This is a genomic window from Nocardioides sp., assembly GCF_030149505.1.
Classification (GTDB): Bacteria; Actinomycetota; Actinomycetes; order Propionibacteriales; family Nocardioidaceae; genus Nocardioides.
On sequence record NZ_JASBRN010000003.1, the window covers coordinates 1 to 12,298 of the forward strand.

The window sequence follows — 12,298 nt, forward strand, 5'->3', positions numbered from 1 at the left end:
GCTGGGGCGAGCGGGCGGGCCGCCCGGGCGCCGCCGGAGACGGTCGGCGGCAGCTCGAGCGCCGGCGCCGGGGCCGCGTGCCGGCCGCTGCCCACGACGGGCTCGGGGTCGGCGAGCTGCCCGCTGGCGAGCTGCGCGCGCAGCTGCGAGGCGAACGCGGCGTACGACGGGTCCTCGGGGAGGATCGGGTCCTCCTCGTCGAGCGCCGCGACGGCGGCTGCGCTGACCGGGGCCACGGCGGGGACGACGGTGGGGGCAGCGGGGGCCGCGGCGTAGGCGGCGCCCACCGGGGCCGCGTGGGTCGGGGCGGGACGACCGAGGAGCTCCTCGAGGGTCACCAGGTCGGGCTCGGCGAGCAGGGCCTCCAGCGAGGGGACCTGCTCGGTCGCCCAGCCGCGGCGGGTGTCGGCCTGGAAAGGGGAGGGGAGCGTGGCGGTGTCGAGCTGCTCGACCTCCTCGTCCCACTCCTGGTCCCAGGCCTCGTCGGCGTCCTCGTCGGTCCCCTCACCGGCGGCGAGGGCGGCCAGCTCGAGGGCGTCGGGGTCGAGCTCGGTCAGCACGTTGACCTGCTGCTCGGTGGTGCCGAGCACCAGGACCCGGCCGGCCACCGAGACGATCGAGACCGAGGCGGCCTTGCCGAGGGCCTGGCGGTGCAGGACCTCGATCGTGGAGCCGGACCGGCCCTGGAACCGGCGTGCGGCGACCCGGCTGAGCAGGATCAGCAGGCCGACGACGACCGCCAGCGACACGACCATCCGGACGAGCAGCTCTCCCATGGTGTTCTCCCCCTCCCGCGGCTCAGACCGCGGCGCTCTGGTCGAGGATCTCGGTGATCCGCAGACCGAAGTCCTCGTCGACGACGACCACCTCGCCGCGCGCGATCAGCCGGCCGTTGACCAGCAGGTCGGCCGGGCTGCCGGCGGCGCGGTCGAGGGCCAGCACGGCTCCGGGGGTCAGCGCGAGCAGGTCGCGCACCGCCATCCGGGTGCGGCCCAGCTCGACGGTCACCTCCATCTCGACGCCGTGGAGCATCTCGATCCCGCGGCGACCGGTGGCGATCGAGCGGACGTTGCCCTCGACCGGCGGACCCGGCACCGGGGGCAGTGAGTGCTGCTCGACCCCGGCCGGCATCGCGGTGCTCGCGGCGGGGGCGGCCGCCTCGGCGGTCGCCGGCATCGCGGGGACGCCCACGGGAGCAGCCGGTGCCGCCGCGGCGGCCTGGGCGGCGCCAGGGGCAGCGGCGGCGACCTCGAGCGTGGTGTCGGGCACCAGCACGGCGGCCAGGATGGTGCTGCCCATGAGCGGGACGGCGGTGAAGTCGCCCGCCATGTCCGTCACGACGTCGTCGAGGGAGACCGAGCGGCCGGCCTGCGCGGTGCCGCCGAGCGCGGCGGCGGCCGCGTCGAGCGCGGGCTGTACGGCGGCGGCCAGGTCGAGCTGGCCCATCGGGCTGCTGGAGAGCGCCGCGGTGAGCTCCTCGGCGACCAGCACGCCCACGCGGCCGCTGATCGGGCCGCCGAGGTCGGCGATCACGGCGGCGGCGAAGAGGGTGGTGATGTGCTCGCTGCCGGGCTGGGCGGCGCCGGCCTCGAGCTGCTCGGAGGCGGGCAGCAGCGCGGCCAGCGCCTCGGCAGCGGTGCGGGCGACCTCGTCGTGCGGTCCGGGGACGATCGGGGCGGCGGTCATCGGAGCTCCTGCGTGAGGTGTGCGGCGGGGTGGGCGGTCTGGTCGGCGAGCGCGCCTGCGAACGGGTCGGCGCCCTGGCCGGCGAACGGGTCGCGGGCACCCCCGGCGCCGTACGCCGGCGGCAGCACGTTGCCGGCGAGCACCGCGTCCAGGACCGAGGTCATCGGGGCGGCCGCGGCGGCCGGCGCGAGGGGGGCGACCGGGGCCGTCTCGTCGGCGACGGGGCGGGCGGCCACGATGAGGGCCGCCAGCCGTTGCCCCTGGGAGCCGGCGGTGGCGTGGGCGAAGGCCTCGTCGTCGACGGTGACGTCGAGCGGGGCGGTCGCCGGGTGTCCCAGGCGGAGCACGTCGCCGATGCGCAGTCCGGAGAGGACCGCGGGGTCCACGGTGCTGGAGCGGAAGCGGACGCTGACCTCGACGGGCACCTCGGTGAAGGAGCGCTGCAGGACCTGGGCGGCCTCGTCGCGCTGCGCCCGCTCGCGGTTGGACACCGGGGCCGGGGCCGCGGCGGCGGACAGGTGCGGGTGCAGGCCGTTGAAGGGCAGGCAGACCGACATCGGGAACGACGTGTCGTCGATGCGCAGCTCCAGCTCGATGACCACCATGACGTCGGCGGCGCTGGCCACCTGCGCGAACTGCGGGCTGTACTCGACGCCGGTGACCTCGGGGTCCATCGCGACGATCGCGGCCAGCGAGTAGCGCATCTCGCGCAGCAGCCGGTCCACGAGGCCGGCGATGACGCCGCTCTCGATCTCGGTCAGCGGGCGGTTCGGCTGTGACGGGGAGCCGGGGCCCCCGAGCATGTGGTCCACGCACGACATCACCGCGTCCAGCGGCAGGTGCAGCACGCTGCGACCGGGCATCGGCTCGGTCGTGAACAGCGTCATGTAGGTGAGCTGGCCCAGCGAGTCGACGTACTCGGCGTACGAGCGCTGGTCGATGGTGCGCATGGAGACCGAGCACACCGAGCGCAGCGCCGAGGTGAAGACGGTGGTCGCCTGGCGCGTGAAGCCGTCGAAGCCCAGCTGCAGGATCCGCTGGTGCTCGCGGGAGAGCTGGATGGGTCGGCGGAAGTCGTAGGGCACGACGTCCCCACCGCCGCGGCGGCGGGAGCGTGCGCCGGAGGTCGGTCCGGTGCTGGCCGGCAGGCTCGACGGGAGGCTCACGCCCTCCCCGATCGGCGTCCGGGGAGGTGTCCTGAGCCGTCGCGGCATCCGTGCTCGCAGCTCAGGCGTGGAAATGGTTCGAAGTGACTAGGCCAGGTGCCCGTTCGTGCCGGTCCTGGCTCGCGCAGCGAGCCCGGTCGACCGCGAGCGGAGCGAGCCTGGTCGACCGGAACAGCAGAGCGGCGAGCGAAGCGAGCTCGAGGCCGTTCCGGCCGAAGGCCGGGCCCTTCGGGCTACTGGGTGACGAACTCGGTGAAGTACACCCCCATCACCTTTCCCTCGTACTTGTCGACCAAAGTCTCCAGCAGCTCCTCCTTGAGCTCCTGGCGCTCCTTGGCCTTGCTGATCTCGGCCATGTCCCGGCCGGAGAAGAGGTCGATGACGGCGTCGAGGGCCTTGCTGCCGTCGGCGTCGTAGGCGGCCTTGGTCAGCTGCAGGGCGATCCCGATCCGCAGGTAGCGCCCGCCCTCCAGGTTGATCTGGACCGGCTCCATCACCAGGACCTCGCCCGGCTCGGGGGGCGGTGTGGGGCCGGCGGGCTTGAGGAAGAACCAGTAGCCCGCCCCGCCCAGGACCAGCACCAGGGCGGCGACGATGACGAGCTTCTTCTTGCCGCCCTTGGCCGGCTCCTCCTCGGCGCCGGGTGTGGGCGGTGCGGTCGTCGTCGTGCTCATCGCTTCTCCTCCGGGTCGGCGTCGCGGAGGGCGGCCGACTGGGCCCCCTCCTCGTCGGTGGTGTCGGTGCTGCTCTCGGTGTCGCTGTCGGTGCCGTCCTGCGTCCCGCCGCGTCGGTCCCCGCGCCCGCGGCCCTCGCGGCCGCCCTCGCTGCCCGGCTCGTCGGTCGCGGCGAGCCCCTCGAGGTCGTCCAGGGAGGCCGCGGCCTCCGGGAGGAGGGCCGCGTCCTGGGGGGCCAGGCCGGTCAGGACCACGATGTCCACGCGCTTGTTGACCTCCTGCGAGCCCGGCTCGGCGGGGTCGATGAGCGGGCGGGTCGAGCCGTAGCCGGCCACCGACAGGCGCTCGGTCGGCAGCCCGTGGCGCTCCTCCAGCCGGCGCAGCACGGTGACGGCGCGGGCGGCGGAGAGGTCCCAGTCGGTGTCGTAGTACTTCGGCTTCACCGGCACCTGGTTGGTGTGCCCGTCGACCTGCAGGTCGTCCTCGAGCCGGGCCAGCACCGGCGCGATGGCGTCGACGACCTGCTGGCCGCGCGCGCTCAGGCTGGCGAGGTTGGCCTCGAAGACCACGTGCCGGGACACCAGGCTCACCACCAGGCCCCGGTGGTCGTACGACGTCGTGACGTCGCCGGCGAGACCGCGGGCGTCCAGGGCCCCGAGCAGGTCCTTGCGCACCCGCTCGAGCCGCTCGGCCTCGGCGGTGGCCTCGTCCCAGGAGCGCTGGTTCTGCAGCGCCTGGGCCTGCTGGACGGCGTCGGCCACGGCCTGCTGCTGCTCGGGGGTCATGTCGTCGGTGTTGACCTGGGGCGCGATCGCGCTGACCGGCGCGGTGCCGGCGTAGTCGAAAATCGACTCGTTGCCGCTGAGCAGCGCGTCGCTGTTGCCGAAGCCGGCTGCCAGGCCGTCCTTCAGCTCGGCGTACTTCCGCTCGTCGACCGCGCTCATCGCGAACATGACCACGAACAGCACCATCAGCAGCGTGACCATGTCGGCGTAGCTGACCAGCCAGCGCTCGTGGTTCTCGTGCTCCTCGTGCTCCTCGTGCTTCTTGCGGCGTCCGCCGCCGTGACCGCTCATGTCACGCCGCCTCGGGCAGCTGGTCCTCCGCGGGCAGCAGCGAGGTCAGCTTCTGCTGGATGACGCGCGGGTTGGCGCCGGCCTGGATGGCGGCGATCCCCTCGATCACCAGCTCCATGCGGGCGGCCTCGAGCTCGGAGAGCCGCTTCAGGCGGGCGGAGATCGGGAGGAAGATGATGTTGGCGCTGGCCACGCCCCACAGCGTCGCGAGGAACGCCGCGGCGATGAGTTCGCCCAGCTTCTCCGGCTCAGCGAGGTTCTCCAACACGTGCACGAGGCCCATGACGGTGCCGACGATGCCGATGGTGGGGGCGTAGGCGCCGGCGTCGGCGTAGAACTTCGCCGACTGCTTGTCGGCCCGCTTCTTGGCCGCGACCTCGGACTCGAGGATCTCGCGGACCTCCTCGGGGTCGGTGCCGTCGATGGCGAGGGTCACGCCCTTGGCCAGGAACGGGTCGTCCATGTCGCGGACCATGTCCTCCAGGGCGAGCAGGCCCTCGCGGCGGGCCCGGTCGGCCAGGGAGACGATCTGCGGCACGGCGTCGGCGCCGGAGGTCTGCGCGCTGCCCATGAAGGCGCGGCCGAAGGCCTTGACGGCCGCCTTGGCGTCGGGGAGCGTCCCGCCCGCGATCGTCACGAGGATCGAGGTGCCGAAGACCAGCAGCATCGGCGGCAGCAGCAGCATCGACATCGGGTTGCCGCCCTCGAGGATGTTGGCGGTGACGACGATGCCGAAGCCACCCACCACGCCCAGCGCGGTCGAGATGTCCTTCATCGCGGCGTCACCTCCCCCTCGGAGCCGCGCGTGGCGGCCGCGTAGCCGGCGTCGACGACGCTGAGCGTCGGACGGGCCTGCTGCAGGTCCAGCAGCGAGGCGAGCGCCGGCTGGGCGTGCAGGGGGTCGTGCGGGTCACGCGGGAGCAGCAGCTCACCGACGTGGATGTGCCCGGAGAGTGCGACGACCTCCGCGCGGTGGCGCAGGATCGTGGCCATCACCTCGCGCAGCGGCTCCGCGACGACGTACTTCTTGCCGTCGACCAGCGTGATCACCGTGTCCGGCGTGCTGTCGATGCGCTCGATGAGGTCGGCGTTGAGGGCGAACACGGACCCCGAGAGTCGGGTCAGCGAGATCATGGGATGCACCATCCTTGTGCGGGTCCGACAGCCGTCCGTGGCCGTCGGAGGAGAAGATCGGCCGCCGGTCCCGACACCTGAGGAGTTGGGACCGACGGCCTCGGTCTGCAGTCGCGCGGCGGGCTCAGCGCTTGATGTTGACGAGCTCCTCGAGCACCTGGTCGGAGGTCGTGATGACCCGCGAGCTGGCCTGGAAGCCGCGCTGGGCCAGGATCAGGTTGGTGAACTCGGCCGCCAGCTCGACGTTGGACATCTCCAGCGCGCCGCCGATGATCGTGCCGTTGCCCGCCTCGCCGGGGACGCCGAGCTCGACCGGGCCCGAGTTGGCCGAGCCGCGGAAGGCGGTCTCGCCGATCTTCTCCAGGCCCATCGGGTTGGGGAAGTCCGCGATGGCCACGCGGGCCATGTCGCGCTGGACGCCGTCGGAGAAGACGCCGCGCAGGGTGCCGTCGGAGCCGAACGTGAACGAGTTCAGCGTGGCGCCGGCCAGCGGCGGGGAGATGACGGCCGGGGTCATCGTGATGTCGACCAGGCCGCCGGCGATGTCGGGGGTGCCGTCGGGGTTGACGTTGTAGCCCTGCACCCGGGCGCCGGAGTTGGTGACCAGGGTCCCGGTCTCGTCGAAGGTGAACGCGCCGGCCCGGGTGTACATCTGCTCGTTGCCGCGCTGGACGACGAAGAAGCCGTCGCCCTGCAGCATCAGGTCGGTGTTGCGACCGGTCATCTGCGCCGAGCCCTGGCCGAAGTTGGTCGAGGTGGTGGCGATCTGCACGCCGAGGCCGACCTGGATCGGGTTGGTTCCACCGCGCTCGGCGTTGGCGGCGGTGCCGCCCTGCATCATCTGGCTCAGGGTGTCCTGGAAGACGGTGGTGCTGGACTTGTAGCCGGTGGTGTTGGCGTTGGCGATGTTGTTGCCCGTGACGTCGAGCATGATCTGGTTGGCGCGGAGGCCGGAGATCCCGGCGAAGAGCGAGCGGAGCATGGCGGTTGCCTCTCAGGAGTCGGTCGACGACGTCGAGCCGGTGGACGGGGTGGCGGAGGAGGCGGGGCCGGCGGTGGCGCCGCCCCCGGTGACGGTGAGGACCGAGGCGAGCGGGACGTCGACACCGTCGACGTCGAGCACCGGTCCGGTCGCGCCGAACGTCACGCCCTGCACCGCTCCGGTGCCCTGCGTGCCGTCGTCGAGGGTGTAGGCGACGTCGCGGCCCACCAGCGAGCTGGCGCCGAAGGCCATCGTGGCCCCGAGCACCATCGCCGTCTGGTCGGCGACGTCCTGCATCTTCTCCAGGGCCGTGAACTGGGCGTTCTGCGAGAGGAACTCGCTGGAGTCGGCCGGGTTCATCGGGTCCTGGTATCTCAGCTGGGCGACCATGAGCTGCAGGAACATCTCCTTGCTCTCGTCGGTCGCCGCAGCCGCACTGCCGGGCATGAAGCCCGCCAGTCCGCTGGCCGTCACAGCCTCGGTGGCTGGGATGGTCATCGGGTCCTCCTCACATGCTCACGTCGAGCCGCGCGGCGGTGCCGCGGGACGACGTGAGCGGGTCGGCCGGGCGGGGGGTCCCCGCGCCCTGGCTGCCGTCCCTGGCGGTGGTGTCGACCTGCGTCCGTGCGGGTCGCCCTGCGTCCCGGTCGCCGGCCTGGGGCCGGTCGCCGGGGGTCTGGTGGTCCGACGCCTGGCCGGCGTCGGTCTGCGTCGACGGCGCGCCGCCGTCGTACGTCGTGCCCTGGTCGGGGCGGGCCTGGTGCAGCACCGCGACCTGGGTCTCGCCGGCGGGTCGGCCGGCGGCGGCACCGAGCGCGCGCTGGAGCTCGGGCAGGCCGTCGCTCAGCGCCACGCGGGCGTCCTCGCTGCCGGTCGCCATCCGGACCCGGACGCCGCCCGGGTGGACGGTCAGGGTGATCCGGACGTCGCCGAGGTGCTCGGGGTCCAGGCGCAGCACCATGCGGTGCGTGCCGGGGCCGGCCTGCACGAGCCGGGTCAGCTCGGGCACGACCTGGGCGGCCGCGCTGCGGGTCACCTGGGTCGTGGGCTGGGCCTCGGTCGCGCGGGTCGCCTGGGCGGCGTCGATGACCGGGGTGGCCTGGGTGCCCTGGACCAGGGTCGGGCCGGGAGCGTCGGCGGCGCGCGCGGCGGTGTCGGTGCCGCGGCCGGTGCCCTGGGTGCCCTCGGACGTCATCCGTCCTGCCTCGGCGGCCGTCCCGTCCGCATGACGTCCCGGGGCGGGCTCGTCGGTGGGTCGCGGCGCGGCCGGGGTGAGCTGTGCGTGGTCGACCGGTGCCGGGGCGGGTTCGGTCGAGGGCGCACCGCTCACGGTGGGGGCTGTGGGGAGTGGTGCCTGGTCGACCGGTGCCGGGGCGGGTCCGGTCGAGGGCGCACCGCCCGCGGCGGGGGTGGTGGGAAGCGGTGCGTGGTCAACCGGTGCGGGTGCCGGATCGGTCGAGGAGTCACCGCTCACCGCGGAGTTCGCCGCGGGGGTGGTGAGCGGGGACAGCCCCAGGGCCGCGGCCAGGGCCGGCGCGGCGACCGGCAGGGGTACGGCGGTGGCGACCGCCCCGGCCAGCGCGGCGGCGTCCGCGGCGGTGCTCGCGTCGGCACCCGGCTCGGCGCCCACTGCAGTGCCCGGCTCGGTGCCGGCGAGCCCCTCGTCCGCCGCGGCGGCCAGGGCATCAGTGGTGCCCGGCAGCACGTCGTCCGCGGCGACGGAGAGCCCGCTGACGGCCATGGCTGCGGCGACGTGCGCGGTGCCTGGGCTGGCGGCGGCCGCAGGGGGGAAAGGGGTCCCGAGGCCGTCGCCCGTCGCGGGGCCGACGGGATCGGCGGCCTCGAGGGCGGTGTCGCCGGCGAGACCCGTCGTGGCGCCCAGCACGGCCTCCACGAGGGTCGCGAAGACGTCGGCGCTGGAGCCCGTGGAGCCCGTGGAGCCCGCGCCGGCACCGGACGAGCCGGAGCCGGAGGGGCCGGCGGACGAAGTGGTCGCAACAGAGGTCGGGAGCGGTGCGATGGTCATCAGGCCCCCTGGACCAGGGCGAGGATCTTGGACACGTAGCCCTGGGTCTCGGCGTACGGCGGGATGCCGTCGTAGCGCAGGACCGCGCCGGGACCGGCGTTGTAGCCGGCCAGCGCGTGGTCGATCCGGCCGAAGCGGTCGAGCAGGTCGCGCATGAGTCGCGCGGCGCCGTCGACCGACTGCGTCGGGTCGAAGGGATCGGTCACGCCGAGGCCCTTGGCCGTCCCGGGCATCAGCTGCATGAGGCCCTGCGCGCCGGCGGGGCTGACGGCCGCGGGGTCGAAGTTGGACTCGGTGCGGGCCATGGCGGCCAGGAGCACCGGGTCGACGCCGTACTGCCTGCCGGCGGCGTTGAAGAGGTCGGCGTACGGGACGCCGGCGACGCTCGAGGTCGAGGACGGCGCTGCGACGGGCGCGCTCGAGGTGACCGGCGAGTCGGGCAGCACGCGACGGATGTAGTCGGGAGTGCCCAGTCCTGCGTCCTCGATGCTGATGATCCGGATGTCGAGCCCGGTGCGAGGGGCATCGAGGATCATCCCGTCCCCGAGGTACATCGCGATGTGGTCAGCGCCCACGTTGCGCGAGGAATTGTCCCACGCGACGAGGTCTCCGGGGCGGGCCTCGGCCAAGGAGCCCACCTCGACCCCGGCGCGGGCCTGGTCGGCGGAGACCCTGGGCAGGTCGACGCCGTACTTGCCGTAGACGTACTGGAGTAGACCTGAGCAGTCCATGCCACCGTCCGCGGGTGAGCTGCCGCCCCAGACGTAGGGCATGCCGACGTACTTCTTCGCCTCCGCGATCACCGCGTCGGCGGTGGTGGTCGAGCTCGTGGCGGGCGCGCCGGTGGGGGAGTACGCCGCGGTCGCACCCGTCATCATCTGTGCGAACTGCGCACCGTTCATCGACGTGGGCGCGAGTTGCTGGAGCTGCCCCTGGATCTGCGCGATCCGGGCCTCGACGGAGGCGATGCTCATGCGGCACCCCCGTGCGTGGCGTGGCCGTGTGCCTGCTGGGCCTGCGCGCGGCGCAGCCAGCCCTGCGAGGCGACCTCGTCGAGGTCGCGGTCCTCGGCACGGCGACGCTCGACGCGGCGCTCGGCGGCGCGGCGCTCCAGCAGGCCCTCGACGGCGCCCAGGCGGGAGCGGTCGGCCTGCCAGCGCGCGTCGGCGTCCATGGCGACGGTCTGCGCGACCGAGAGCCGTGCGCGCTCGGCGACCAGGCTCTCGCGCACCGCGGTCAGCGACTCGCGCAGCGCGACGAAGGTCGCCATGTCGCGCAGGTCCCCGGCCACGAACGACCCGTGCTCACGCAGGGCGGTCTCGAGCTCGGCGACGCGCGCCTCGCGGGCGCGCAGGTCCTGCAGCGCCTCGACCAGGCCGAGCCGGCTGTCGTGCTCGCGGACCTCGCGGACCCGGGCGACGGCGGCCAGCCCGCGGTCGGCGGGGTGGGTACGCCGGCTCATCGGCCCGCCCCCGGGAGGGCTGCGGGGCCGTCGGCGACCAGCGCGTGCAGGTCGGCCCACGTGTCGGCGACGGGGGTCTGGTCGTCCATCGACTGGCGCAGGAAGGCGTCGATGCGCGGCATCCGCGCGATGGCGCGGTCGGCCTCGGGGTCGGTGCCCGAGACGTAGGCGCCGATCTCGACGAGCTCCTTGACGTCGCGGTGCGCGGCCAGCATCCGCCGCAGCGCGACCGCGTCGGCGCGCTGCTCGGGGGTGGTCACGGCACCGGTGACGCGCGAGATGGACTCCAGGACGTCGATCGAGGGGAAGTGGCCGGCGGTGGCGAGGCGGCGGGTCAGCACGACGTGGCCGTCCAGGATCGAGCGGGCGGTGTCACCGATCGGGTCCTGGAGGTCGTCGCCCTCCACCAGCACGGTGTAGAGCCCGGTGATCGAACCGGTCGCGGAGGTGCCGGCGCGCTCGAGCAGGCGCGGCATCAGGTTGAAGACGCTGGGCGGGTAGCCGCGGGTCGTGGGCGGCTCGCCGGCCGACAGGCCGATCTCGCGCTGGGCCATCGCGACGCGGGTCAGGCTGTCCATCATCAGCACCACGTCGCGACCGGCGTCGCGGAAGGACTCCGCGATCCGGGTGGCGACGAAGGCCGAGCGGACCCGCTCCACGGGCGGGGCGTCGGAGGTGGCGACCACGACGACCGAGCGGGCCAGGCCCTCGGGGCCGAGGTCGTTCTCGATGAACTCGCGGACCTCGCGACCACGCTCGCCGACCAGGGCGATCACCGAGACCTCGGCGTCGGTGCCGCGGGCGATCATCGACAGCAGGCTGGACTTGCCGACGCCCGAGCCGGCCATGATGCCGATGCGCTGGCCGCGGCCGCAGGGGACCAAGGAGTCCAGGGCGCGCACGCCCAGGCCGAGCTGGCGGCTGATCGTCGGGCGGGACAGGGCGTCCGGGGCGTTGCCGTCGACGTCGACCAGCGACATGCCGGCCAGTGAACCGAGGTGCGGACCACCGTCGATCGGGCGACCGAGGCCGTCGAGCACGCGGCCACGCAGGGCCTCGCCGACGCGGATCTTCAGCGGGCCACCGGTGTGACGGACGTAGGCCCCGACCTGGATGCCGGTCAGCCTGCCCAGCGGCAGGCAGACCAGGCCCTCGGTGCTGGAGGCGACGACCTCGACCAGGACCGGCGGGGTCGCCTGGACCTCCAGCAGGTCGCCGACGGCGGCGCGCAGGCCGGTGACCTGCAGGTGCAGACCGACCATCTCCGAGATCCGGCCCAGGCCGAGCGGACGGATGGCGGCCAGGGCGCGCGAGCGGTTCGCGGCGAGCGCTGCCTGGGCGCGGGAGGCACCGGCACCGGCACCGGCACCTGGCAGGCCGGACAGAGGCACGGCGCTCACGACAGCACCTCGCGGACCCGGTCGAGGGCGCTACGGATCCGCAGGTCGACGGCCTCGACGGTGGACTCGACCAGCGCGTCGTGCCGGTCGAGCGTGGGGTCGGCCACCACGGTGACGCCCTGCTCGCGCAGGGTGGCGGTGGCGGGCTCGCCCGCCACCGACGGCGCGAGCCGCACCGTCACGGGCAGGCCCTGCGGCAGGACGGCCAGGGCCCGTCGTACGACGTCGCCGACCGGGTCGGCGGCCGTGGTCAGCTCGTGGCCGACCAGGGTCTCGGTGAGCTCGAGGGCCAGCGCGAGCGCGTGCTCCTCGACCTCGGCGGTCGTGGCCGCGACCTGCTGCTGCAGGACGGCGGCGGCCCGTGCCAGGCCCTCGACCGCGGCCCGGTGCTCGGCGTCGCGACGGGCCTCGGCCTCGCGGTGGGCCTGCTCCAGCTCCGCCCGCTGGGCGGCGGCCTCGGTGGCAGCCTCGCGGCGGCCCTCGGCCCAGCCGGTGGCGTAGCCCTGGGCGCGCGCGGCGGCCCGGGTGGTCTCGGCGAGCCCCGAGAGGACCTCCTCGGTGACCGGGTCGCCCAGCCCGCGCTCCCCGCCGAAGCGGGTCCAGGTACCGGTGCGCAGCTCGGGAGTGCTCAGCAGCCCGACGGCCGCCGCCTGCTCCCCGCGGAGCACGCGCCCGTCGAGGTCGGCCAGCAC

General features: G+C 74.4%; 14 protein-coding genes. All 14 read right to left on the reverse strand.

The genetic code is table 11. From position 1 onward, the window contains the following. Positions 1–776 (reverse strand): flagellar biosynthetic protein FliO (locus tag Q1V71_RS00415; protein ID WP_300639129.1); only part of this gene is annotated, 776 nt, incomplete at its 3' end. 22 nt (positions 777–798) lie between these two features. After that, positions 799–1,686: a flagellar motor switch protein FliN gene (gene fliN, locus Q1V71_RS00420; protein WP_300639132.1), complete on the reverse strand. Its 888-nt coding sequence runs from the start codon at positions 1,684–1,686 to the stop codon at positions 799–801. Next, positions 1,683–2,852: a flagellar motor switch protein FliM gene (locus tag Q1V71_RS00425; protein ID WP_300639135.1), complete on the reverse strand. Its 1,170-nt coding sequence runs from the start codon at positions 2,850–2,852 to the stop codon at positions 1,683–1,685. Before Q1V71_RS00425 ends, fliN begins: the two co-directional genes overlap by 4 nt. A 233-nt stretch (positions 2,853–3,085) precedes the next feature. Next, positions 3,086–3,526: a flagellar basal body-associated protein FliL gene (gene fliL / locus Q1V71_RS00430; RefSeq protein WP_300639138.1), complete on the reverse strand. Its 441-nt coding sequence runs from the start codon at positions 3,524–3,526 to the stop codon at positions 3,086–3,088. Continuing rightward, a complete protein-coding gene (locus Q1V71_RS00435; RefSeq protein ID WP_300639141.1) occupies positions 3,523–4,602 on the reverse strand; it encodes a flagellar motor protein MotB in 1,080 nt (359 codons plus the stop codon). Before Q1V71_RS00435 ends, fliL begins: the two co-directional genes overlap by 4 nt. Before the next feature lies 1 nt (position 4,603). Continuing rightward, positions 4,604–5,377: a MotA/TolQ/ExbB proton channel family protein gene (locus Q1V71_RS00440; RefSeq protein ID WP_300639144.1), complete on the reverse strand. Its 774-nt coding sequence runs from the start codon at positions 5,375–5,377 to the stop codon at positions 4,604–4,606. Then, the gene (locus Q1V71_RS00445) at positions 5,374–5,736 is read right to left on the reverse strand and encodes a flagellar FlbD family protein (RefSeq protein ID WP_300639147.1); all 363 of its coding nucleotides are present in this window, start codon (positions 5,734–5,736) and stop codon (positions 5,374–5,376) included. The genes Q1V71_RS00440 and Q1V71_RS00445 overlap by 4 nt, the downstream gene beginning before the upstream one ends. Before the next feature lie 124 nt (positions 5,737–5,860). After that, complete coding sequence (locus tag Q1V71_RS00450; protein WP_300639150.1) at positions 5,861–6,718, reverse strand: flagellar hook-basal body complex protein; 858 nt, start codon at positions 6,716–6,718, stop codon at positions 5,861–5,863. Positions 6,719–6,730: 12 nt separating this feature from the next. Then, positions 6,731–7,216, reverse strand: coding sequence for a flagellar hook capping FlgD N-terminal domain-containing protein (locus Q1V71_RS00455; RefSeq protein WP_300639153.1), 486 nt, complete (start codon positions 7,214–7,216; stop codon positions 6,731–6,733). Positions 7,217–7,226: 10 nt separating this feature from the next. Beyond that, entirely contained in the window at positions 7,227–8,744 is a 1,518-nt protein-coding gene (locus Q1V71_RS00460) for a flagellar hook-length control protein FliK (protein WP_300639156.1), read from the reverse strand. Beyond that, positions 8,744–9,718 (reverse strand): transglycosylase SLT domain-containing protein, encoded by a 975-nt coding sequence (locus Q1V71_RS00465; RefSeq protein ID WP_300639160.1) that lies wholly within the window; start codon positions 9,716–9,718, stop codon positions 8,744–8,746. The genes Q1V71_RS00460 and Q1V71_RS00465 overlap by 1 nt, the downstream gene beginning before the upstream one ends. Next, positions 9,715–10,206, reverse strand: a complete 492-nt coding sequence (locus Q1V71_RS00470; protein ID WP_300639164.1) for a flagellar FliJ family protein — start codon at positions 10,204–10,206, stop codon at positions 9,715–9,717. Before Q1V71_RS00470 ends, Q1V71_RS00465 begins: the two co-directional genes overlap by 4 nt. Then, positions 10,203–11,606, reverse strand: a complete 1,404-nt coding sequence (locus Q1V71_RS00475; RefSeq protein WP_300639167.1) for a FliI/YscN family ATPase — start codon at positions 11,604–11,606, stop codon at positions 10,203–10,205. Before Q1V71_RS00475 ends, Q1V71_RS00470 begins: the two co-directional genes overlap by 4 nt. After that, positions 11,603–12,298 carry a FliH/SctL family protein gene (locus Q1V71_RS00480; protein ID WP_300639170.1) on the reverse strand — a complete coding sequence of 232 codons (696 nt, stop codon included), beginning with the start codon at positions 12,296–12,298 and terminating at the stop codon, positions 11,603–11,605. Before Q1V71_RS00480 ends, Q1V71_RS00475 begins: the two co-directional genes overlap by 4 nt.